This is a genomic window from Rhizobium sp. 01T437 (assembly GCF_056398505.1).
Genome location: NZ_JBFTPM010000032.1, coordinates 1 through 22,023 on the forward strand (window position 1 = coordinate 1; position 22,023 = coordinate 22,023).

At 60.8% G+C, this 22,023-nt stretch carries 20 protein-coding genes; 18 read left to right on the top strand and 2 right to left on the bottom strand.

Features of this window, described 5'->3' with window-relative positions; all coding sequences use genetic code 11:
* Positions 1–228 (bottom strand): HesB/IscA family protein (locus AC1DM5_RS33565; protein ID WP_477976719.1); only part of this gene is annotated, 228 nt, incomplete at its 3' end.
* A gap of 220 nt (positions 229–448) precedes the next feature.
* On the opposite strand from AC1DM5_RS33565, the gene AC1DM5_RS33570 reads away from it, so the two are divergent.
* The 13 genes from AC1DM5_RS33570 (at position 449) to AC1DM5_RS33630 (ending at position 16,085) form a co-directional block, all read left to right on the top strand.
* A complete protein-coding gene (locus tag AC1DM5_RS33570; protein WP_477821013.1) occupies positions 449–1,666 on the top strand; it encodes a deoxyguanosinetriphosphate triphosphohydrolase in 1,218 nt (405 codons plus the stop codon).
* Positions 1,667–1,728: 62 nt separating this feature from the next.
* Entirely contained in the window at positions 1,729–3,486 is a 1,758-nt protein-coding gene (gene argS / locus AC1DM5_RS33575; protein ID WP_477821014.1) for an arginine--tRNA ligase, read from the top strand.
* A gap of 62 nt (positions 3,487–3,548) precedes the next feature.
* Positions 3,549–6,884: an SPOR domain-containing protein gene (locus tag AC1DM5_RS33580; RefSeq protein ID WP_477821015.1), complete on the top strand. Its 3,336-nt coding sequence runs from the start codon at positions 3,549–3,551 to the stop codon at positions 6,882–6,884.
* Positions 6,885–6,992: 108 nt separating this feature from the next.
* Positions 6,993–8,006 (top strand): beta-N-acetylhexosaminidase, encoded by a 1,014-nt coding sequence (nagZ, locus tag AC1DM5_RS33585; protein ID WP_477976721.1) that lies wholly within the window; start codon positions 6,993–6,995, stop codon positions 8,004–8,006.
* Between the two features lie 25 nt (positions 8,007–8,031).
* On the top strand, positions 8,032–8,892 hold the full coding sequence (locus AC1DM5_RS33590) for a segregation and condensation protein A (protein WP_477821017.1): 861 nt from the start codon (positions 8,032–8,034) through the stop codon (positions 8,890–8,892).
* Positions 8,889–9,611, top strand: coding sequence for an SMC-Scp complex subunit ScpB (scpB, locus tag AC1DM5_RS33595; protein ID WP_477821018.1), 723 nt, complete (start codon positions 8,889–8,891; stop codon positions 9,609–9,611). The genes AC1DM5_RS33590 and scpB overlap by 4 nt, the downstream gene beginning before the upstream one ends.
* Positions 9,612–9,794: 183 nt before the next feature.
* The gene (locus AC1DM5_RS33600; RefSeq protein ID WP_007813596.1) at positions 9,795–9,986 is read left to right on the top strand and encodes a twin-arginine translocase TatA/TatE family subunit; all 192 of its coding nucleotides are present in this window, start codon (positions 9,795–9,797) and stop codon (positions 9,984–9,986) included.
* 51 nt (positions 9,987–10,037) lie between these two features.
* Positions 10,038–10,679, top strand: coding sequence for a Sec-independent protein translocase protein TatB (gene tatB, locus AC1DM5_RS33605; protein ID WP_007813594.1), 642 nt, complete (start codon positions 10,038–10,040; stop codon positions 10,677–10,679).
* Positions 10,676–11,503 carry a twin-arginine translocase subunit TatC gene (gene tatC, locus AC1DM5_RS33610; RefSeq protein WP_477821019.1) on the top strand — a complete coding sequence of 276 codons (828 nt, stop codon included), beginning with the start codon at positions 10,676–10,678 and terminating at the stop codon, positions 11,501–11,503. The genes tatB and tatC overlap by 4 nt, the downstream gene beginning before the upstream one ends.
* A 94-nt stretch (positions 11,504–11,597) precedes the next feature.
* Complete coding sequence (serS, locus tag AC1DM5_RS33615; protein ID WP_477821020.1) at positions 11,598–12,881, top strand: serine--tRNA ligase; 1,284 nt, start codon at positions 11,598–11,600, stop codon at positions 12,879–12,881.
* A 4-nt stretch (positions 12,882–12,885) separates the two neighbouring features.
* Positions 12,886–13,659 carry a 5'/3'-nucleotidase SurE gene (surE, locus tag AC1DM5_RS33620; protein ID WP_477821021.1) on the top strand — a complete coding sequence of 258 codons (774 nt, stop codon included), beginning with the start codon at positions 12,886–12,888 and terminating at the stop codon, positions 13,657–13,659.
* Entirely contained in the window at positions 13,656–14,309 is a 654-nt protein-coding gene (locus AC1DM5_RS33625; RefSeq protein ID WP_477821022.1) for a protein-L-isoaspartate(D-aspartate) O-methyltransferase, read from the top strand. Before surE ends, AC1DM5_RS33625 begins: the two co-directional genes overlap by 4 nt.
* 162 nt (positions 14,310–14,471) lie before the next feature.
* A complete protein-coding gene (locus tag AC1DM5_RS33630; protein WP_477976723.1) occupies positions 14,472–16,085 on the top strand; it encodes a peptidoglycan DD-metalloendopeptidase family protein in 1,614 nt (537 codons plus the stop codon).
* A gap of 134 nt (positions 16,086–16,219) precedes the next feature.
* Here AC1DM5_RS33630 and AC1DM5_RS33635 read toward each other — a convergent pair whose 3' ends face one another.
* Positions 16,220–17,092, bottom strand: coding sequence for an ATP-binding protein (locus AC1DM5_RS33635; protein ID WP_477976725.1), 873 nt, complete (start codon positions 17,090–17,092; stop codon positions 16,220–16,222).
* 209 nt (positions 17,093–17,301) lie between these two features.
* Here AC1DM5_RS33635 and yajC point away from each other — a divergent pair, with 209 nt between their 5' ends.
* The 5 genes from yajC to AC1DM5_RS33660 all read left to right on the top strand — a co-directional run bounded on the left by yajC (position 17,302) and on the right by AC1DM5_RS33660 (position 21,991).
* A complete protein-coding gene (gene yajC, locus AC1DM5_RS33640; protein WP_007813582.1) occupies positions 17,302–17,649 on the top strand; it encodes a preprotein translocase subunit YajC in 348 nt (115 codons plus the stop codon).
* Positions 17,650–17,692: 43 nt separating this feature from the next.
* Entirely contained in the window at positions 17,693–20,212 is a 2,520-nt protein-coding gene (secDF, locus tag AC1DM5_RS33645) for a protein translocase subunit SecDF (protein WP_477821025.1), read from the top strand.
* Positions 20,213–20,216: 4 nt separating this feature from the next.
* The gene (locus AC1DM5_RS33650; RefSeq protein ID WP_477821026.1) at positions 20,217–20,603 is read left to right on the top strand and encodes an Mth938-like domain-containing protein; all 387 of its coding nucleotides are present in this window, start codon (positions 20,217–20,219) and stop codon (positions 20,601–20,603) included.
* Positions 20,600–21,454, top strand: coding sequence for a phytoene/squalene synthase family protein (locus tag AC1DM5_RS33655; protein ID WP_477821046.1), 855 nt, complete (start codon positions 20,600–20,602; stop codon positions 21,452–21,454). Before AC1DM5_RS33650 ends, AC1DM5_RS33655 begins: the two co-directional genes overlap by 4 nt.
* Before the next feature lie 69 nt (positions 21,455–21,523).
* On the top strand, positions 21,524–21,991 hold the full coding sequence (locus AC1DM5_RS33660) for a hypothetical protein (RefSeq protein ID WP_477821027.1): 468 nt from the start codon (positions 21,524–21,526) through the stop codon (positions 21,989–21,991).
* Positions 21,992–22,023: the final 32 nt, after the last annotated feature.

Here is a 22,023-nt window from a genome sequence, read left to right on the forward strand (position 1 = left end):
AGCGAGAGACTGTAGCGAGAGACTGTCGATCAGCACCTTGGCATCATTCTTCTCGACGACGATATCGTCGTCGGCTGCGCCATCCACAAGATCGAATTTGTAGGAAAAGCCGGAACAGCCGCCACCTTCGACGGAGACGCGCAGCGCGCTCTTGCCGGGATCGCTGCCGACGATAGCGGCAATACGCTTTGCCGCGGCATCGGAAAGGGTTACATTCGCTTCAGTCATCATTCCTCCTGCCGGGGTCAAGATCCGGAGAGAATCTCATTTGGACGTTTGATGTTCAAACGCATGATATCAAAGAAACTTATCATGATCCTCCTGTAAAGGACAGGATCTGGCAAAGCGGTCGACAAAGCGCCTCTTTGCCGTTTCTATAAGCTATAGGTATGAAGAGCGGATAGCGGCGTCAATGGGCAAGGCTACAACGCGTTAGTGACGGTGAAGAATGAGCTTCGACAGGCATGCATTGGGTTTCGGTTATGGCGAACGGGCGGTCTATGCGGCAGATCCATGGAACTCGCGCGGGCGTCTCTATCACGAGAGTGGCAGCCCGACGCGTTCCGATTTCCAGCGAGACCGCGATCGCATCATCCATACGACCGCCTTTCGCCGGCTAAAACATAAGACGCAGGTTTTCATCGCCCAGGACGGCGACCATTACCGAACGCGCCTGACACACACGATAGAGGTAGCACAGATTGCCCGCGCGCTTGCCCGCGCCCTGAAGGCTGACGAGGACTTGGCCGAGGGCGTGGCGCTCGTCCACGATTTCGGCCATACGCCCTTCGGCCATACAGGCGAGGATGCGCTGCATGAGGAACTGCTGCCCTATGGCGGATTCGATCACAATGCCCAATCCTTGCGCATCGTCACCAAACTCGAGCGGCGTTATGCCGAATTCGACGGCATCAATCTGACCTGGGAAAGCCTCGAAGGCCTCGTCAAGCACAATGGTCCGCTGCTGACGGCCGATGGCGTCGGCACGCGTGGACCGGTGCCGCAGCCGATTCTGGACTATTGCGAACTGCACGATCTGGAACTTGCGAGCTATGCGAGCCTGGAAGCCCAGGCCGCAGCGATTGCCGACGATATCGCCTACAACACCCATGACATCGATGACGGTCTGCGCTCGGGCTACCTGAACTTCGAGATGCTGGAGGAAATTCCGTTCCTTGCCGGGCTAATGGCCGAGGTAAGGGAGCGCTACCCGCATCTGGAGCCGAGCCGCTTCACCCATGAAATCATGCGCCGCCAGATCACACGTATGGTCGAGGATGTCATCGGTGTGGCGCAGAAGCGCCTGGCAGAGCTGAACCCGCAGAGTGCCGATGATATCCGCAAGGCCGATCATGTGCTTGCAACCTTTTCGGATGAGATGGCCGAGACCGACAGGCAGATCAAGGCGATGCTCTTCAAGCGCATCTACCGGAATGCCGATATTATGCGCATCCGCGCCGGTGCCGCCCAGATCGTCAAGGATCTCTTCGGCGCCTACATGGCCAATCCCAAGGAGATGCAGAGCCATTATTGGGTCGACCATATCGCCGGCCTTTCCGATGCGCCGAAAGCGCGGCATGTCGGCGATTATCTGGCCGGCATGACGGATACTTATGCCATCAGTGCCCACAGGCGATTGTTTGACCACACTCCGGATTTGCGATAGGCAGCGGGCGCCCGGCAGCCGCCGGCAAACTTGTTGGCACAGCCTGTGCATGGAAGAATGCGATGAACCTTTTTACCGATTTTGAAGCCAGGATTAAAAACGCCCTTGAACAGCTCGATCTGGTCAAGGAAAAGCGATCCGAGCTCGATTTCGGTCGCATTGCAGTCGAGCCGCCGCGTGATGCGAGCCACGGCGATGTGGCGACCAACGCCGCCATGGTGCTTGCCAAGCCGCTTGGTACCAATCCGCGCGCGCTTGCCGAGATCATCATTGCCAAGCTGCAGGAAGACACCGACGTTGCCGAGGTTTCGGTTGCCGGCCCGGGCTTCATCAATATCAGGCTCTCAGTCGGCTACTGGCAGCGCCTGCTTGCCTCGATGATCCAGTCAGGCACCGGCTACGGCCGCTCGGGACTGGGGCAGGGCAAGAAGGTCAACGTCGAATATGTCTCGGCCAACCCCACCGGCCCGATGCATGTCGGCCACTGCCGCGGCGCCGTCGTCGGCGACGCGCTGGCAAACCTGCTTGCCTTTGCCGGCTACAATGTCGTCAAGGAATATTACATCAACGATGCCGGCTCGCAGATCGACGTGCTCGCTCGTTCCGTCTTCCTGCGTTACCGCGAGGCGCTCGGCGAGAAGATCGGCGAGATTCCCTCCGGTCTCTATCCCGGCGACTATCTGGTCCCGGTCGGAGAATCGCTCGCTGCCGAATATGGCGTGCGCCTGCACAACATGCCGGAAGAGCAATGGATGCCGATCGTCAAGGATCGCGCCATCGAGATGATGATGGTGATGATCCGCGAGGATCTGGCCGCTCTCAACGTCCATCATGATATCTTCTTCTCGGAACGCACGCTGCATGCCAATGGCGCAGCGGCAATCCGCACTGCGATCAACGACCTGACCTTCAAGGGCTATGTCTACAAGGGTACGCTGCCGCCACCGAAGGGCCAGCTTCCCGAAGACTGGGAAGACCGCGAACAGACTCTCTTCCGCTCGACCGAAGTCGGTGACGATATCGACCGTGCGCTGATCAAGTCGGACGGTTCCTATACCTATTTCGCTGCCGACCTCGCCTACTTCAAGAACAAGTTCGACCGCGGCTTCGACGAGATGATCTATGTGCTCGGCGCCGATCATGGCGGCTACGTCAAGCGTCTCGAGGCGGTTGCGCGTGGCGTTTCCGATGGTAAGGCGAAGCTGACGGTGCTGCTCTGCCAGCTCGTCAAGCTCTACCGCGACGGTGAGCCGGTGAAGATGTCGAAGCGCTCGGGCGATTTTGTCACATTGCGCGATGTCGTCGAAGAAGTCGGGCGTGATTCGGTCCGCTTCATGATGCTTTACCGCAAGAACTCGGAGCCGTTGGACTTCGATTTTGCCAAAGTAACGGAGCAATCCAAAGATAATCCGGTCTTCTACGTGCAGTATGCGCATGCCCGCTGCATGTCCGTCTTCCGGCAGGCGAGGGAAGCCTTCCCGGGTCTCGCCCCGACACCGGAGCTTTTGGCGCAATCCGTTGCAGGCATTACGGATTCTGCCGAATTGCAGCTGATTGCCAAGGCTGCAGAATTCCCGCGTATCGTCGAAAGTGCAGCCCAGTCTCAGGAGCCGCATCGCATCGCATTTTACCTCTATGATCTTGCCAGCGCTTTCCATGCCCACTGGAACAAAGGTAAAGATCAGACTGAATTACGATTTGTTAACGATAAGAACCGAGAATCAAGTATTGCCAGACTTGGGCTGGTGTACGCTGTCGCGTCGGTTTTGAAGTCGGGACTTGCCATTACAGGTACTGCCGCACCGGACGAAATGCGATAACGTCACCATTTCCCCACAATGCGCTGGCATTGAAGTGTTTGCGTTTTTTGAGTGGGATGGGCATGGCTGATAAACGACTTGCGTATGACACGCGCGGTAAAGACGATATGTTTGCCGACGATGATCCGTTGGCTGAACTTGCTCGTATCGTCGGCTTTGAACCTCGAATTGCGGCCAATACTGTAGATGAGCCTCAGCGGCAGGAGCCGCTCCTCGATCTCGAGGACGAGCTTCTCCGTGAGTTCGAGCGTTACGATGCTCCGCGTCCCCTGGCTGATCTCGATCATCCAGCCGAGTCAATTGCTCAGGAAGTCGAAACCTACGACTATGTCGAGCCGGTCCATGAGGACGTGCCCTCCATCGGCGAAGAGCTCGCCCCGTCGGTTATGTCCGATTTCGAGACGCCTGTCGTCGAGCCCGAATTTCCTGCGGAAGCTGCCGTAGCTCCCGAAATGGCCGCGCCTGAATCGGTCGCAGCCGAATGGGAAGCGCCTGTCGCCGCCGACTGGGCTCCCGCTCCGTCGAAGCCTGTCGCTGTTTCCGCAGAACCTCCGGTTACCTTCACGGCCTATGGTGGCGCCCGCGATCTGATCGAAGAGCTTGAGCTTTCGATCGGCGGCGCTCTTCCTGTCGCTCCGGCCGTTCAGCCGCCGGCGAAGGCGCCGCAGTGGTCGGCTGCCAGCATTCGTCTGCCGCTCGCCAATTTTCACGCGCCGCGACGCGAAGAACCGGCTCTTTCCGAGCCGGTCGGCGACGCGCCGATTGTCGATACACCTGTTGTTGAGCCGGCTCAGGCTCCGGTTGAAGCCTTCGTCGACGAGCCCGAGTTTATTGCCGAACCGGAATTGACGGTCGAACCCGAAGTGGTTGCTCCTGAGGTAATTGAAGAGCCTCTGGCGGTCGCCGCGGTTGAAGCGGCAGATTTCGAGCCGGTTGCGGCCTCCTTCGGTTTTCCGGCCGAGATCGATCGCCACGAAGAAGTCGCCCTACATGAAGAGCCCGTCGCAACGTTCGAAGATGTTGCTGCCTTCGAAGAGCCGACAGAGCCCGACAATGCCGGTTTCGATCTGATTGCTGCCGCCGAAGGCGACGTCCATGCCGATGCAGCCTTGACGGAAGCGCCGCCGGAGTCGGCCTTCGATACGGATGCCTTTGATCTCGACGATCTCCTGGCGGATGTTTCCCGTTATCCGGTGCCGCAGCGTGCTGCAGCCCCTGTCGTGTCCGAGCCTGTTGTTGCGGCGCCTGAGCCTGTTGCCACGCCACCGGCGCCGCAGCCGGTCTCGGCTCCTGTCGCACCTGTTTTCCAGGCCCCCGTCTTTGAGGCCCCTATCTTCGAAGCACCTGTCTTCGAAGCGCCCGTTGCTCGTGTACCGGCTCAGCCGACGGTGATTGCGCCCGTGCCGATGAGCCGTGCGACGCCCGTTCTTCGTCAGCCCGAAGCGCCGAAGCCGGTTGTTCGGGAGCCGATAGAGCCGGTCTCGCAGCCTATCGCGCCAGCACCGGTCGTCGCGCGTCAGCCGGAACTGGAGGCCGAAGATCCCTTTGCCGGCCACGATTTCGAGTTGGATCTCGCCGGCATCGAGCTGGAGCTCGCCGATCTCGATTTCTCCGAGCCGTCGGCTCCGCAGCCGAAGCCCGAGCCCGTGCGTGCAGCGCCCGTGGTAGCAGCGCAGCCTGCGCCGCGTCCGCAGCCGCAGTCCGCACCGGTTTTCGTGCCGGAGCCGCAGCCTGCTCCGGTGAGCTACGCCAAGCCGGCGCCGGCAAGCGAATCCACCGACGATCTGCCCTTCGATCCCTCGATGATCTCCGATCCGGAAGAACGCCCCGAGACGGTCGAGGACATGCATGTTCCGACCCTGCCGTCTGTCGAGCATACGGAGCCGGTCGCCAAGACCGCCGACTTCGATTTCGATCTCGATGCCGAGATCGCGAGCTTCTTCGAGCCAGCCAAGCGCCAGGAAAAGGCGCCGGTCACCCCTGCCTGGGCGCCCCCGGCCGCTGCTGCAACGGTCACCGCTGCGGCCAAGCCGGCAAGCACCGCCTTCGCCGACGGTCTTGATGATTTCGAACGCGCGTTGGAAGAGGACTTCCGCCGCAGTGTGCGCGAGCCGGTCGAGCGCCGCGAGAACGTTTCCGAAGTCCATATCGAATCCGCAAGCCAGACTGCCGATTTCAACCGCGCCCGCTCCATGCGCCGCCTGCTGGCGGCAGCTGCCATGCTGGTCGTTTTTGCCGGTGGCGCTTACGGCGTCTACAGCTGGGTGTCGAACGGTGCCGGCCTCAGCATCGCCGGCTCCGGCGAGCCGCGCGTCATTACTGCCGACAAGGACCCGGTGAAGGTCGCTCCCGAAAATCCGGGCGGCAAGACCGTGCCGAACCAGGACAAGGCCGTCTATGATCGTGTTGCAGGTGCCGCCGAAGAGCCGAAGCAGAAGGCTCTGGTCTCCTCCGACGAACAGCCGGTCGATGTCGTCCAGCGCACGCTGACGCCCGAAGTCTCGCCTGATGACGATGAAGGCAATGGCGATTCCGTGCTGCCGACTGCCGTCGGCGAGACGCAGGATGCGCGCCTGCTGCCCGACCACAACGCGACCGCGGATGCGTCCGCTGCCGATGACGAGGCAACGCCGTCCGTCTCGCCGCGCAAGGTCCGCACGATGATCGTCAAGCCGGACGGCACTCTCGTTGCCCGCGAAGAGCCGACACCTGCCGAGCAATCCGCACCGGCCAATGAGGTGGCATCGGCAACGCCCGCAGCCCAGCCGGCCGCGACGCCGTCTGCTGCAAGCTTCCCGGCAAGCAACGGCAATCAGGTTGCGTCCGCCGCTCTTCCGCCTGTCGGAACGGCGTCTGCAGCCCAGCCGGCTCAGACGGCCAAGGTGGCTGAGGTGGATGCCGCCAACGCAAATCAGGTTGACCCGCCGGTTCGCGCAGTCAAGACGACACCGGTCACCGATACAGCGTCGGCTGTGCCGACCGATACGGCGCCCGTCCCGACGGCTCGCCCGGCCGAACAGCCGGTCAATGTCGTCGGCACGGTAACCGAAAACGGCAATGTCCGCCCGACGGCTCAACAGAAGCCGACACAGGTCGCTTCTGCACCGGCAGCAGCCGCTGCCCCGCCGACACAGCAGGCTCCGGCCGCCGCAAGCGGTGGCTACGGCATCCAGATCGCATCGCTGCCGTCAGAGGATGAGGCAAAGAAGTCCTACGCCAGTCTGTCGAAGAAGTTCGCTGGCGTGCTCGGTGGCCGCGCTTACGAAATCCGCAAGGCCGATATTGCCGGCAAGGGCACTTTCTACCGCGTCCGCATCCCGGCCGGCTCGAAGGATGAAGCTGCCGCCCTTTGCGAACAGTATCGCTCCGCCGGCGGAAGCTGCCTGATCTCGCGCTAAGCTTTCTGAATGATCTTATCGGAACGGCGGGCTTGTCCCGCCGTTCTTTTTTGTGGGATCGCGCTTGACCTTGCTCGCAATTCACGGGGCGACCCTTATGATTCGAGTATGACCGAATCAAAAGCAATGATCCTCGGCTGCAGCGGCCTCAAGCTGACCGACGAAGAGAAAGCCTTCTACAAGGCTGAACGCCCCTGGGGCTTCATCCTCTTCGGGCGAAATATTTCCGAAGCGCAGCAGATCAGCGATCTCGTTGCCGAGCTGCGTGAATGCGTCGGCTGCCATGCGCCTGTGCTGATCGATCAGGAAGGCGGCCGCGTTCAGCGCATCCGTCCGCCGATCCTGCAGCACTATCCGCCGGGGCAGGCGCTTGGCGATCTCTATCGCCGCGACCGGGCGCTTGGGCTGCGCGCCGCCTGGCTGATGTCGCGCCTGCATGCCTTCGATCTCCAGAGGTTCGGCATCAATGTCGATTGCCTGCCGGTGCTGGACGTACCGGTCGAAGGCAGCAGCAATGTCATCGGCAACAGAGCCTATGGCGGCGATCCCCTCACCGTCACGGAAATGGGCCAGGCTGCCGCCGAGGGGCTGAAAGCCGGCGGTCTGCTGCCGGTCATGAAGCACATGCCAGGGCATGGGCGCGGCTTTGCGGATTCACATCTGGAGCTGCCCGTTGTAACGGTGTCGCGCGAGGAGCTGGAAGCCCACGACTTCCCGCCTTTTGTTGCCATGAATGACGAATTGATGGCGATGACCTGCCATGTCGTCTTCACGGCCATCGACCCGGATAATCCGGCGACCACCTCCCGCAAGGTGATCGATGAGGTAATCCGCACAGAGATCGGCTTCAAGGGACTGCTGTTGTCGGACGATACCTCGATGAACGCGCTTGCCGGTACGATTGGCGAACGAGCGGCGAATATCATTGCAGGCGGCTGTGATATCGTGCTGCACTGCAACGGTCATATGGACGAGATGCGCGAGGTCGTGGCAAATGTTCCGCCGCTGACAGGTCTTGCGCGCGAGCGGGCACGACTGGTCGAGGAAGGTTTCCCGACGGCCGATGCTACGGATGAGGCAACGATAAGAGCAGAATTCGACGCGATGTTTGCGACAGCATGAGCAGGGGCCGGAAAGGCAGGGTAGGGTGAACACGATCAAGGGTACGGAGCGATCTCAGGCGGCGTCAACGCCGATGGACAAGCTGTGGCAGGAGAATGGCGCCGAGCGCGCTACTCATGAGCCGGCACTCGTGATCGACGTCGCCGGCTTCGAAGGCCCGCTCGATCTCCTGCTCTATCTGGCTCGCAACCAGAAGGTCGATCTGTCGCGCATTTCCGTCCTGGCCCTTGCCGAGCAGTATCTGCAGTTCGTCGAAAGCGCGCGGCGTATCCGTATCGAGCTTGCCGCCGATTATCTCGTCATGGCGGCCTGGCTCGCTTACCTGAAATCGCGACTGCTGATCCCGCAGCAGATCAAGGACGACGGCCCTTCAGGTGAGGAGATGGCTGCAACGCTCGCCTTCCGCCTGAAGCGGTTGGAAGCGATGCGCCAGGTGGCCGACGGTCTTGTCAACCGCAACCGGCTCGGCCGGGATATTTTTGTCCGCGGCGCGCCGGAGCATATCCCGGATCGCCAGCAGTCCGATTATGTTGCCAATCTCTACGATCTCCTGAGCGCCTATGCGGCGTTGCGCCAGCGTCACGCGATCACCCAGGTGACGATCGAGCGCCGCAATGTCTGGTCGCTTACCGATGCCCGTGAACTGCTGACCCAGCTGATCGGCGATATCGTCGACTGGACGGCGCTCGAACAATATCTGCTGCGTTATCTCGCAAGTCCCGCCGAGCGCGTTACTGCCGTAGCCAGCGCATTTGCCGCCTCGCTGGAGCTGGTGCGCGAAGGGAAGCTCGAAATACGCCAGGACGGCGCCTTCCAGCCGATCTATATGCGCCGCGGCCCGAAACATGCCACCTTGCAAGTGGTCGAACAGGAGCAGTCGGATTGATCGACGCGCAAGACGATGATTTTGAAGGCGAAGACGGGGAAGGCGAGGGCATTGTCCGCGATCTGCAGGCTGAAATAGAGGCGGAGCGCATAGCTGAAGCGTTGGTTTTCGCCTCCGCCCAGCCGGTATCCGAAGGCTTCATCACCGAACGTCTGCCGAAGGGATTTAGCGCGCATGAGATCATGCTGCGCCTGAAGGAGCAGTACGCGCCGCGCGGTGTCAATCTCGTGCAGGTCGACAGTGCGTGGGCCTTCCGCACGGCGGCTGATCTTTCCTTCGTCATCCGTCGCGAGGAGAACGAGGTCAAGAAACTCTCCCGTGCAGCACTCGAAGTGCTCGCGATCATTGCCTATCACCAGCCGGTGACGCGCGCCGAGATCGAAGACATCAGAGGCGTCCAGACCTCCCGCGGCACTCTCGACGTGCTGATGGAGGCGGGCTGGGTGCGTTTCCGTGGCCGCCGCCGCACGCCAGGCCGGCCTGTTACGCTCGGCACGACGCGAGATTTTCTCGACCATTTCGGCCTCGAGGAATTGCGCGACCTGCCGGGCCTTGAAGAGCTGAAGGGTGCCGGCCTCCTGTCCGGCCGCATCCCCGCTAATTTCAATATTCCTTCGCCCCTCATGAATGACGAACTGACCGAGGATGAGGATCCGATCACCCAGATGGATCTCGAGGAACTCGGACTGCTGGCCCCCGGCGGCGCGTCCGAGGAATAACGAAGCTTGGTCTTGCTTTTGCCACGCCCGCGCAAAACAATGTCAATCACGACTTTTCGATGGATGAATGACTTGTCACAAAGGCCGATACCGTGACATTAAGCTCAATCCAGAAGGATTGATGTTGGAAACCGTATTGGAAATTCTTACATCGAGGGAACATCGCAACAGGGAGTATGGGTAATGGGTTCTTTTAGCATGTGGCACTGGCTGATCGTTCTAGCCATCGTGCTTTTGTTGTTCGGTCGCGGCAAGATCCCGGAACTGATGGGCGACGTTGCCAAGGGCATCAAGAGCTTCAAGAAGGGCATGACGGACGAAGACGCGCCGGAAGCAGCAAAGACCGTCGATCACAAGGCCGACGAAACGAAGTAATCACGTACGGGAAAGGGCGCTGCCCCCGCGCCGCCCGTTCAGGAGCCTTGCATGTTCGATATTGGCTGGACCGAACTTTTGGTTATCGCGGTCGTTTTGATCGTGGTTGTCGGTCCCAAGGATCTGCCACCGATGCTGCGCGCTTTCGGCAAGATGACGGCACGTGCCCGCAAGGTCGCGGGCGAGTTTCGTGCCCAGTTCGACGAAGCGCTGCGCGAAGCCGAGCTTGACGACGTGCGTAGCACGATCAGCGACGCCCAGAAGCTCAACCCGGTCAACAGCCTGCGCGAGGCGATGAACCCGCTGCGCCAAATGGGCAACGAGATCAAGGCCGACCTGCAGAATTCGACGAAGGTCGAGAAGCCGGCAGAACAGCGCCCGCTAGAGCAGGGCGCCGAGACTGCGACGGAAGTGCCGCCTGCGGAAGTTTCCGTGCCGGCGCCGTCCATGAGCCTGCCGGAAACACCGCCGGTCGTTCCTGCGCCGCAGCCGGTCGCTGCCGCCACCGTTGCTCCGGTCGCCGTGGCCGAAAAGCCGAAGGCCGTGCGCAAGCCGCGCGTGAAGGCTGCAGACAAGGCTGATGCCGTTGCGTTGGTCGCGGCACCGGTCGAGAAGCCGAAGCGCGCTGCCGCTACAAAGAAGCCGGCCGCTGTCGCAAAGCCGGCCGCCAAAAAGAAGAAGGATGAGGCATGAGCGGTGATACACAAGACAAGCCGCAGCCGTTGATCGAGCACCTGATGGAGCTGCGCACGCGGCTGATCTGGTCGATTGCCGCCTTCTTCATCGCCTTCATCGCGTGCTTCATCTTCGCCAAGCACATCTTCAATTACCTCGTCTATCCCTACAAGCTTGCTGTCAGCTGGGCCCATCTCGATGTCGAGAAGGCGCAGCTGATCTATACGGCGCCGCAGGAATTCTTCTTCACACAGGTCAAGGTCGCCATGTTCGGCGGTCTTGTGATCGCCTTCCCGATCATCGCCGCGCAGATCTACAAGTTCGTCGCTCCCGGCCTCTACAAGAACGAACGCCAGGCTTTCCTGCCGTTCCTGATCGCATCGCCGATCCTGTTCCTCATGGGGGGCGCGCTGGTCTATTTCTTCTTCACGCCGATGGTCATGTGGTTCTTCCTGTCGATGCAGCAGGCGCCGGGCCATGACGAAGTGGCGATCTCGCTCCTGCCGAAGGTCTCGGAATATCTGAGCCTCATCATGACGCTGGTCTTCTCCTTCGGCCTTGTCTTCCAGCTGCCGGTCATCACCACGCTTCTGGCCCGCGTCGGTCTTCTGACGTCGCAATGGCTCGCCGAAAAGCGCAAGTTTGCGATTGTGCTTGCCTTCGTCGTGGCGGCGGTGCTGACGCCGCCCGATCCCATGTCCCAGATCGGCCTTGCGCTGCCGACGATCCTTCTCTACGAGATTTCCATCTACGCGGCACGACTCGTGGAGCGTCAGCGTTCCAAACAGGCGCTTGACGAGGCCAACGAATCCTCTGACGTCGCCAAGACGGACAGCGTCTGAGCGCATCAGGACATTTCACTGAGTTCTGCCGTTTCCCATCCGGTCGGGGTTTCCTCCGACCGGTTCATTTCTGTTGAAACGATCTGGAACGACGATGCTCGATATCAAATGGATCCGTGAGAATCCCGAGGCTCTCGATGCCGCCCTTGCAAAGCGGGGAGCGGAGCCTCTGTCGCAATCTCTCATCGCCCTTGACGAAAAGCGCCGCTCCGCCGTGCAGAAGGCGCAGGACCTGCTCTCCCGCCGCAACGCCGCCTCCAAGGAGATCGGCGCGGCCATGGCGCAGAAGAACGCCGAGCTTGCCGACAAGCTGAAGGGCGAGGTCGCCGAGATCAAGGAAACGCTGCCGGCTGCCGAAGAGGAAGAGCGTGCGCTTTCCGCCGAGCTCACCGACCAGCTCTCGCGCATCCCTAACGTGCCGCTCGATGAGGTGCCTGTCGGCAGGGACGAGCACGACAATGTCGTGACGCGTATCGTCGGCGAAAGGCCGCGCTGGAACCACGCGCCGAAGGAGCATTTCGAAATCGGCGAAGCCCTCGGCTATATGGATTTCGAACGTGCCACCAAGCTCTCCGGTTCGCGCTTCACGGTGCTGACCGGCCCGCTCGCCAAGCTGGAACGGGCGCTCGGCCAGTTCATGATCGACCTCCACACGACCGAACACGGCTATACCGAAGTGTCTTCGCCGTTGATGGTGCGGGGCGAGGCGTTGTTCGGCACCGGCAACCTGCCGAAGTTCGAGGAAGATCTCTTCAAGACGACGGACGGCCGGTACCTCATCCCGACGGCGGAAGTGACGCTGACCAACCTGGTTCGCGAGGAAATCCTCGATCAGGAAAAGCTGCCGCTGCGCTTCACCGCTCTCACGCCGTCCTTCCGTTCGGAGGCGGGATCTGCCGGCCGCGATACCCGCGGCATGCTGCGCCAGCACCAGTTCTGGAAGTGCGAGCTTGTCTCGATTACTGACGCCGAGAGCTCGCTCGCCGAACATGAGCGCATGACGGCCTACGCCGAAGAAGTGTTGAAGCGCCTGGGTCTGCATTTCCGCACGATGACGCTTTGCACGGGCGACATGGGCTTCGGCTCGCGCAAGACCTATGACCTCGAAGTCTGGCTGCCGGGTCAGAACACTTTCCGCGAGATCTCGTCCTGCTCTGTCTGCGGCGATTTCCAGGCACGGCGCATGAATGCCCGCTATCGCGGCAAGGACGACAAGTCGACGAAATTCGTTCATACGCTGAACGGCTCCGGTACGGCTGTCGGCCGCTGCCTGATCGCGGTCTTGGAAAATTATCTGAACGAGGATGGTTCGGTCACGATTCCGGACGTTTTGCAGCCCTATATGGGCGGCCTGACGAAGATCGAACGGGCGGCTTGAGACCATGCGCATCCTGCTGACGAATGACGACGGTATCCATGCCGAAGGCTTGGGTGCGCTGGAACGGATCGCAAGGGCGCTTTCTGACGATGTCTGGATTGTCGCCCCCGAAACCGACCAGAGCGGCCTTGCGCATTCGCTCAGCCTTTCGGAGCCGTTGCGGCTCCGGAAGATTTCCGACAAGCACTATGCGCTGCGCGGCACGCCGACCGATTGCGTCATCATGGGCATCAAGCGGGTGCTGGATATCAAGCCGGACCTCGTTTTGTCCGGCGTTAACTCCGGCTCCAATGTCGCCGACGACGTGACCTATTCCGGCACCATAGCCGGCGCCATCGAAGGAACGATGCAGGGCGTGCGCTCCTTCGCCCTCAGTCAGGCTTATATTTATGATGACGGTGCCCGGATCCTGCCCTGGGAGGTGTGTGAGGCCCACGCTCCGGCGCTGCTCGAAAAGCTGATGACGGTCGATCTTCCTGAGGGCACCTTCCTGAACCTCAACTTCCCGAACTGTCGTCCTGATGAAGTCGAGGGCGTTGAAGTGACCGCACAAGGCAAGCTTGCCTTCAACCTGCAGGTCGATGCGCGCACGGATGGCCGCGGCTTTCCCTATTACTGGCTGAAATTCGGCGAACGCGCCGGCGCCTTTACCGAGGGCAGCGATATTCACGCCCTCAAGCATAATAAGATTTCGGTAACACCTTTGAAACTTGATCTGACCGATTATTCCGTGACGGACCGCGTGGCGCGGGCCCTCGGACACGGAGTAAAGGGTTGACGGCAAAACTGGCCGAGAAGGAAGGCTTCGCAGCGCTGGTCTTGAGATTGCGCGCGGAAGGCATTTCCGACATCGATTTGCTGACGGCTGTCGAGCAGACGCCGCGCTCGCTTTTCGTCCCGCCGCAATTTACCGAGAACGCCTATTCCAGCCGCACGATCCCGATCGAGTGCGGTTCCTTTCTGGAGGGCGTCGATTTCGCCGTTCGTCTTTTGCATCACCTGAAGGTCCGCCCCGGTCAGCGCGTACTCGAAATCGGCACGGGCAGCGGCTTTACCGCGGCGGTTATCGGTCGCATTGCAGAACGCGTGCTGACGGTCGATCGCTACAAGACGCTGACGCTTTCGGCCCAGCGTCGCATGGAAACGCTCAGCCTACGCAGCGTCATCATCCGCCAGGCCGATGGCAGCGGCGGCATGCAGGGCGAGGGCACATTTGACCGCATCCTCGTTACGGCTGCTTTCAATTCCATGCCGCGCTTCTATGCCGATCAGCTGGTTTCCGGCGGTTCCATGATTGCGCCGCTGATGATCTCCGAGAATGAATGCCGCATGGTGCGGCTGACAAAGACCGGCAGCCGCTTCGAGCGGGAAGAGCTCTTCGACGCTCCCTATCTGCCGATTGTTTCAAGGCTTGCTTCGCAGCTCTAGACCGGCAGCCCGTAAGGCCCGGCGGGCTATGATTTTTCGCCCGCAAACTTATGGTTATCAAGTTCTCAAAAATATAGCACTGATTCCAGCGCCTTAACCGCATGGTAACACTAACGCGCTTTAATAGATTCACAAATGGTTGCGTTCTAAGTGGGTCGAGTCATGCGTTTCAGTCTTTCGCCGAAGTTCGGGAAATCGGCCGGCAATTTTCTGGTCGTCGCCTTACTGGCGAGTGCAGCAACAGGCTGCAGCTCCGATGTAACACGTTTCGGCAGTCTGTTTTCTTCCTCCGGGCAGGATCAGGTGACGACGAATTCGATCCCGCGCAGGGGTTTCAACGGGCCGCAGGGCGACCCGGTGCCGCGCGCCGATCTTGGTGGTTCGGCCATGCAGCCGTCTTACGCTCAGAATAATACGATGGGCCAGCCCTATCCGGGCCGCCCGAGCTATGATCCTGTTGCCACCTCCGGCTCCGCCGCACGGATGGCATCCGCACCGGTTTCCGTTCAGCGCACCGAACTCGCGCCGCCGAGCGCAGGGTCCGTTTCTCCCCGTCAGCGGGAAAGAGACGTTGCTCTTGCCCAGCCGTTTCCGACCGCTCCGAAGCCCGATCGCATCGCTCCGGCGGGCATGAATGCGCCGAGAGTTGCTCCCGATACGCTGACGACGGGCACGACGCCGAAGGTTTCGGGCTGGTCGGGGACCAATGCTCCGTCGGTCACGCTGCGTCCGGGTGAAAACATCGCTGTCCTTTCCCGCCGCTATGGCGTTCCGGAAAAGGAAATCCTGCGTGTCAACAATCTGAAGACGGCTTCCGCGGCGCAGCCCGGCCAGGCGATCCTTATCCCGACCTTCAACGGCGGCAACAACGCAGCCAAGGCTGCAGCCCAGTCCGCCGATCTTTCCAAGCCCGGCGACCTGCCGCAGCCGACGAAGGGCCAGGAGCAGAAGGTTGCTGTCGTTCCGGGCGCCAATTCGGCTCGCGACAAGACTGTCGCAAGTGCAGATCCGACGGGCAAAGCTCCTCCGGCAGGTGGCAAGAATCCGAATGGTGCTGCGGGAACCTACACCGTCAAGCAGGGTGACTCGCTTGCCAAGATCGCCAAGGCGACGGGTGCCAACATCGACGATATCAAGGCAGCCAACAAACTGTCGGCGAGCTCGATCCGCATCGGCCAGGAGTTGAAGATCCCGAACGGGGGGACTTCCGCTGACACGATCAAGACGGCCTCCATCCCGGCGCAGAAGGTCGAGCAGGTCAAGCCTGCCCAGCCGGCGAGCGCTCCGGTCCAGACGGCCTCCGCACAGCCAGCGCCCTACAAGGCCCCCGCCGCCACGCAGACGGTCGATGATGTCGAGAAGAAGTCCGATGTCAGCGCTGCGGCTCCGGAAGCCACCGGCATCGGCAAATATCGCTGGCCGGTTCGCGGCCAGGTGATTGCTGCCTATGGCGCCAACGTCAACGGCAGCCGCAATGATGGCATCGATATTTCGGTTCCGCAGGGCACCGCGATCAAGGCTGCTGAAAACGGCGTGGTCATCTATGCCGGTAACGGCCTGAAGGAGCTAGGCAACACGGTTCTCGTCCGTCACGACGACGGCACCGTCACCGTCTACGGCAATGCCGATACGCTGAGCGTCACCCGCGGCCAGAAGATCCAGCGTGGCCAGACGGTCGCCATGTCGGGCATGAGCGGCAACGTCAAGCAGCCGCAGGTTCACTTTGAGGTTCGCAAGGATGCGTCCCCAGTCAACCCCATGACATTTCTTGAATAGGTGACATTTCTGAGCAGGTAGAGCGTCTCAGGAAAGTGCAAAAGCCCGGCCAGCAGCCGGGCTTTTGTCGTTTTAAAGCGTGTCGCCCAAAAGTCTGCAGTGGTTTTGCTATAACGACACGCGTGAGGAAATGCTTAAGCGCGGTCGAGATGGACACGCATGCGGCCGGCCAGGTCCTGGATATATTGCCAGGCGACACGACCGGAGCGGGCGCCGCGGGTCGTTGCCCATTCCAGCGCCTCGGCATGCATCTTCTCGCGCTCAAGGCCGAGCTTGAAGTGTTCGGCGTAGCCGTCGATCATTGTCAGATAATCTTCCTGGCTGCATTTGTGGAAGCCGAGCCACAGGCCGAAGCGGTCGGAGAGTGACACCTTCTCCTCGACGGCTTCTGACGGATTGATTGCCGTCGACTGCTCGTTCTCCATCATGTGACGCGGCAGCAGGTGGCGCCGGTTGGACGTGGCATAGAACAGCACATTGTCCGGGCGCCCTTCCACGCCGCCATCAAGCGCCGCCTTGAGCGACTTATAAGCGGTATCGTCGTGGTCGAAGGAGAGGTCGTCGCAGAAGACGATGACGCGATGCGGTGTATCCTTGAGGAGGTCGAGGAGCGTCGGCAGGCTGGCTATATCTTCGCGATGCACTTCGACGAGTTTCAACGATGCGCTGCTCTCGCGGCGCACGTCTTCATGCAYGGCCTTGACCAGCGAGGACTTGCCCATGCCACGCGCGCCCCAGAGCAGCACGTTGTTGGCTGCATAGCCCTCGGCAAAACGCACGGTATTTTCGTGCAGGATGTCGCGCACATGATCGACGCCGCGAATGAGCTTTAGCGCCACGCGATTGGGGCGCCTGATGGGCTGTAGATAATGGCGAGCGGGGGACCAGACGAAACAGTCGGCGGCGTTCCAGTCATTGGCAGCGGGCGCCGGTCCCGCCAGCCGTTCGACCGCATCCGCAAGCCTCTTCAGCTCCTGAAGCAGAACGCTATTGATTTCTTCGGCCATCGGGTGCCTCCTTCATAGATTGCAGCGATAATCCGCTTTCGCTTTTTTGATGCCGGGTAGCATGGCCTTTCCACAGCGGAAAGGTTATGAGGCAGCGGAATCGGTACGCTTTCCGGCTGTTTTTGTTGCATTCATAAAGGCTGCAACTATAGTCCGGCGACTTGAAAAGAGAGGCGGGGTTCCGCCGCCCATAGCCTGAGGAGCTTAGCATGTTTATCACCCCGGCATTTGCCCAGAGCGCAACTGACGCCACGAGTGCTTTCGGCGGCTCAGGCCTCGAAATGATCATCCTGTTCGTGCCGCTGATGGTGGTCTGGTATTTCCTGCTCATCCGCCCGCAGCGCGCGCAGGCCAAGAAGCGTGAGGAGACCTTGAAGGCGATCCGTCGCGGCGACCAGATCGTTACCGGCGGCGGCCTCGTTGGCAAGGTCACGAAGGTTGTCGACGAGAAGGAAGTCGAAGTCGAAATCGCCGAAGGCGTGCGCGTGCGCATCGTCCGCACCGGCATTTCCGAAGTCCGCGTAAAGGGCGAGCCGGTCAAGGCCGACGCTGCTTAACATGCGATAGCAACACCCGCCGGATCGGAAGATAGTCGAGAGAATGCACCATTTTTCCCGCTTGAAAACACTTCTGATCTGGTTGGTCGCGATTGCCGCATTTATCGTCGCTGCGCCCAATCTCCTGAGCCAGGCGCAGCTCTCCTCCTTGCCAAGCTGGATCCGGCAGGATCGTGTCACCCTCGGTCTCGATCTGCAGGGCGGCTCTCATATCGTACTCCGTCTCGAACGCTCCGACATTATCAGGGACCGGCTCGAGGCAACGGTTGCCAGCGTTCGTGATACGCTCCGTAGAGCCAGTATCCGCTATACGGGACTTACCGGAACTGCACAGACGGTGACGGTCAAGGTTACCGATACGGCGCAGCTTCAGGCGGCGACCGATCTCCTGAAATCACTGACCTCAGCCAATGTCTCGCTCCAGCAGAGCAATGACGGCCAGTTGACGCTGCAGATCTCCGACAAGGCGATCGATGCCGACACTGTTGCTGCGCAGACCCGCTCACTCGATATTGTCGCCCGCCGCATCGCCGGTTTCGGCAAAGAGAATTTCACCGTTCGTCCTGACGGGGATGATCGTATCGCCGTACAGGTTCTGGGCTCCGTCGATGCCGAACGGCTGAAGAACCTGCTGAACGAACCCGCTGCACTCTCCCTCCACCTCATTGATGAGAGCATGACCGGCCAGCAGGCGCTTGCCGGCCGCTGGCCCGCGACATCGCAGGTGCTTTATTCGCTGGATGATCCGCCGGTTCCCTATCTCGTCGATCGCACGGCGATAGCGACAGGCGCTGATTTTGCCGAAGTCGATACGAAGACCGATCCGCAAACGCAGGACAGCGCGATCGTCTACCGGCTGAATGCCGAGGCGGCAAAGCGTCTGGCGCAGGCAACGACCGCCAATGTGGGAAAACATCTTGCCATTGTCTTTGATGATCAAGTCATGGCGAACCCTGTCATCGAAGCGCCGATCACAGATGGTAGCGGCGAGATATCAGCCAATTTCTCCGAAGAGGGCGTTCAGGATCTGGTCGTCATGTTGCGGGCCGGCGCACTGCCTGCGACGCTGACATCAGTGGAAGAGCGCACCGTCAGCCCGGTCTTCGGCTCGGAATCCGTTTTCTCCGGTCTTGTCGCCGGCATTGTCGCTGTCGTGCTCGTCGCAACGCTGATGATTGCGCTCTACCGCATGCTCGGCATCATCGCCGTCGTGTCGCTAGCCTTCAATCTGGTGCTGATCGTCGCGGTGCTGAGCCTTGCGGGTGCGATATTGACGCTTCCAGGCATTGCCGGCCTCGTGCTGATCGTCGGCATGGCCGTGGATTCCAATGTGCTGATCTATGAGCGCATCCGCGAAGAGGAGAGGGTGCCGCATACGACCTTCGCCCAGGCGGTCGAGCGTGGCTTTTCGCGGGCTTTCGCTACCATCGTCGATGCCAACGTCACGATCTTCATCGCCGCTGTCATTCTGTTCTTTGTCGGCAGTGAATCCATCCGCGGCTTTGCGGTGACGCTGGCCGTCGGCATCCTCACGACGATCCTGACGGCTTTCACGCTGACGCGCGGCTTCGTGGCTGCCTGGCTCGCAAGACGCCATCCCCGCCATCTGCCGAAGAGCGCGCTGACCAGCCTGTTCGAGCATGCCAATATCCGCTTCATGGGCATTCGCCGCTATGTCTTCACGGCATCGGCAGCACTTTGCATCGCCGCCATGCTCGCCTTCGCAACAGTGGGCCTGCAGCTCGGTATCGACTTTACCGGCGGTTCGCTGGTCGAGGTCAAGGCGAAGCAGGGCAATGCCGATATTGCCGATCTGAGCGCCCGTCTCAACGAACTGAACCTCGGACCGGTGCGCGTTGAGCGCATCGGCGATGCCACCAACGCCCTGATCCGTGTTGGCTCGCAGGATGGCGGCGAAAATGCCGAGCAGTCGGTCGCAACATTCATTCGTGGCGAACTGGCCGAGGATTACGATTTCCGCCGCGTCGAGGTCGTCGGCCCGGCCGTCTCCGGCGAACTGACCATGCTGGCGACGATTGGCATCCTTGCTTCGCTATTCGCCATCCTGGTCTATATCTGGATCCGCTTCGAGTGGCAGTTTGCGGTCGGCGCAATTGTTGCGACGCTGCACGATGTTATCATCATGCTCGGCCTCTTCGTTCTGACGGGCATGGAATTCAATCTGACGAGCGTTGCAGCACTCCTGACCGTTGTCGGCTATTCGCTGAACGATACCGTCGTCGTTTACGACCGCATGCGCGAAAACCTCAAGCGCTATAGGAAGATGCCACTGCCGATCCTGATCGATGCGGCGATCAACCAGACACTCTCTCGCACCATTCTGACGGCGGCCACGACGCTGTTGGCGCTTTTTGCGCTCTATATTTTCGGCGGCGCCGTCATCCGCTCCTTCACCTTCACCATGCTCTTCGGCGTTGCGCTTGGAACATTCTCCTCCATCTATATAGCAGCGCCTGTCCTCATCATCTTCCGGCTGCGACGGGAGACTGGCGGCGAGGACGAGGGCGACATCAGCATGAAATCCGGCAAGCCGGCGGTATAGGTACATGGCAAAAGGCATTGAAATCCGCGACGCCCATTTCCCGGGCCGCGCTCCCATCGACACCTATGGCAACGGCGGCTTTCGCTTTGCGGATATGTCGCATCGCGGCTCGATCCTCTGCCTGCCCTCGGGCATCCACGGCTGGGACATGGACATGACGAAGCCGCTGTCGGTGGAAAATTTCCGCCGTGTGCTTGATGAAGCCGCCGATATCGAAGTGCTGCTCGTCGGCACGGGCACGGAGCTTCGCCGTCTGCCCCCGGAATTGCGTGCCGCCCTCAAGGCACGCGGCATCTCTTCCGATCCGATGAGCACGGGTGCTGCCGTGCGCACCTTCAACATCATGCTTGCCGAACAGCGTGCCGTTGCCGCCGCCCTGATCGCGGTCTGAACATGGCCGATCCGAAGACGAACCAGGAGATCAGCCTGGCGACGCTGCGCGACATCGATCGCGATCGCTACCTTGCCTGCCTGCTGTCGCCTGATGACAAGCGCGGTGCGCTCGCCGCCCTCTATGCCTTCAATGCCGAGCTCGCGCGTATCCGCGATCTCGTGCACGAGCCGCTGCCCGGCGAAATCCGCATGCAATATTGGCGCGACCTTCTGGAAGGCAATGCACACGGTTCGACGGAGGCCAATCCGCTCGCGGCAGCCCTTCTTTCGGCCGTCGAGACGCATCGGCTTCCACGCCAGACGCTCGTCAATATGATCGAAGCGCGGATATTCGATCTCTACGACGACCCGATGGAAAGCCGAACCGCGCTGGAAGGCTATGCGGGTGAGACCGCCTCGGCGCTCATCCAGCTCGCGGGCCTCATCCTTTCTTCGGAAGAGGCGATGAAATCCGCAGATGCGGCCGGTCATGCCGGCGTGGCGCAGGCCATTTCCGGCATGCTGTTGCTGATGCCGCTCCATCAACGCCGTGGCCAGGTCTATATCCCGCTCGAAATTCTCTCGGCAACGGGCCTCGACAGGGAGACCTTCCTGGCTGGTACGGACAAGCCGCGCATCTCTGCAGCCATCGAAGCGTTTGCCGGGCTCGGCCGCGATCACCTTGCCAAGGCGAGGGCGTCTGCCCTGCCGCCATCGGTGCTGCCCGCCTTCCTGCCGGTTGCGCTTGCCGAACCGGTGCTGGTGAAGGCGCAGAAGCGCGGTGCAGCTGTTCTGGATACCTCGCTGCAAGAGCCGCAATGGCGCCGTCAGATGCGCATGGCATTTGCCGGCATGCGCAAGAAAATCTGACAACGGTCAAACTCGCGCAAGTCTCGCGCGTTATGTCAGGCATAACCCCATTCTAAACGGAGAATCCGCGTGGGCATTATCGTCTGGTGCGTTCTTTTCGCCATCGTCATCTTCTTCGCCTTCGTGGCGACGCGCATGGCTGCTCAGAACAAGGAAGATGGCCTGCATGACACGGGCCTTGCCATCATCGAGTTCGGGCGCGCATTCCCCAATGAAGCGATCCGCCAGCTTCAGGCGACTGTTGACGGTCAGGCCGTCTTCGTGCGTCTGCATGACAACAAGGCCGGCTTCATGCGCAACATGTCGCGCCACTTCGCCTGCCATCTGATCGAGCCCGGTACGGTGCGGGTTTTGGCTTCTGAAACCGGCAGGGGGCTGAGCATCGAATTTGTCAATGCGCCCCATCACAACGGCACTTACGAGTTTGCTTCGGCCAAGGAGGCGTCGGAAGTGTCGCTCTGGCTGCTCGGCAACTATATTGCCGAGCCGGATAAGGAATTATCTGCGCCGAATTCGTCCGCCGCAAACGGCCATTAGTCAAAACAAAGCATAGGGCATTCCCGCGAACC

What these genes read in the sequence shown, in the direction of transcription:
- AC1DM5_RS33570 (WP_477821013.1), top strand. Translation starts at nt 449, where the DNA reads ATGAGCTTCGACAGGCATGCATTGGGTTTCGGTTATGGCGAACGGGCG.
- argS (WP_477821014.1), top strand. Translation starts at nt 1,729, where the DNA reads ATGAACCTTTTTACCGATTTTGAAGCCAGGATTAAAAACGCCCTTGAA.
- AC1DM5_RS33580 (WP_477821015.1), top strand. Translation starts at nt 3,549, where the DNA reads ATGGCTGATAAACGACTTGCGTATGACACGCGCGGTAAAGACGATATG.
- nagZ (WP_477976721.1), top strand. Translation starts at nt 6,993, where the DNA reads ATGACCGAATCAAAAGCAATGATCCTCGGCTGCAGCGGCCTCAAGCTG.
- AC1DM5_RS33600 (WP_007813596.1), top strand. Translation starts at nt 9,795, where the DNA reads ATGGGTTCTTTTAGCATGTGGCACTGGCTGATCGTTCTAGCCATCGTG.
- tatB (WP_007813594.1), top strand. Translation starts at nt 10,038, where the DNA reads ATGTTCGATATTGGCTGGACCGAACTTTTGGTTATCGCGGTCGTTTTG.
- tatC (WP_477821019.1), top strand. Translation starts at nt 10,676, where the DNA reads ATGAGCGGTGATACACAAGACAAGCCGCAGCCGTTGATCGAGCACCTG.
- serS (WP_477821020.1), top strand. Translation starts at nt 11,598, where the DNA reads ATGCTCGATATCAAATGGATCCGTGAGAATCCCGAGGCTCTCGATGCC.
- surE (WP_477821021.1), top strand. Translation starts at nt 12,886, where the DNA reads ATGCGCATCCTGCTGACGAATGACGACGGTATCCATGCCGAAGGCTTG.
- AC1DM5_RS33630 (WP_477976723.1), top strand. Translation starts at nt 14,472, where the DNA reads ATGCGTTTCAGTCTTTCGCCGAAGTTCGGGAAATCGGCCGGCAATTTT.
- yajC (WP_007813582.1), top strand. Translation starts at nt 17,302, where the DNA reads ATGTTTATCACCCCGGCATTTGCCCAGAGCGCAACTGACGCCACGAGT.
- secDF (WP_477821025.1), top strand. Translation starts at nt 17,693, where the DNA reads ATGCACCATTTTTCCCGCTTGAAAACACTTCTGATCTGGTTGGTCGCG.
- AC1DM5_RS33650 (WP_477821026.1), top strand. Translation starts at nt 20,217, where the DNA reads ATGGCAAAAGGCATTGAAATCCGCGACGCCCATTTCCCGGGCCGCGCT.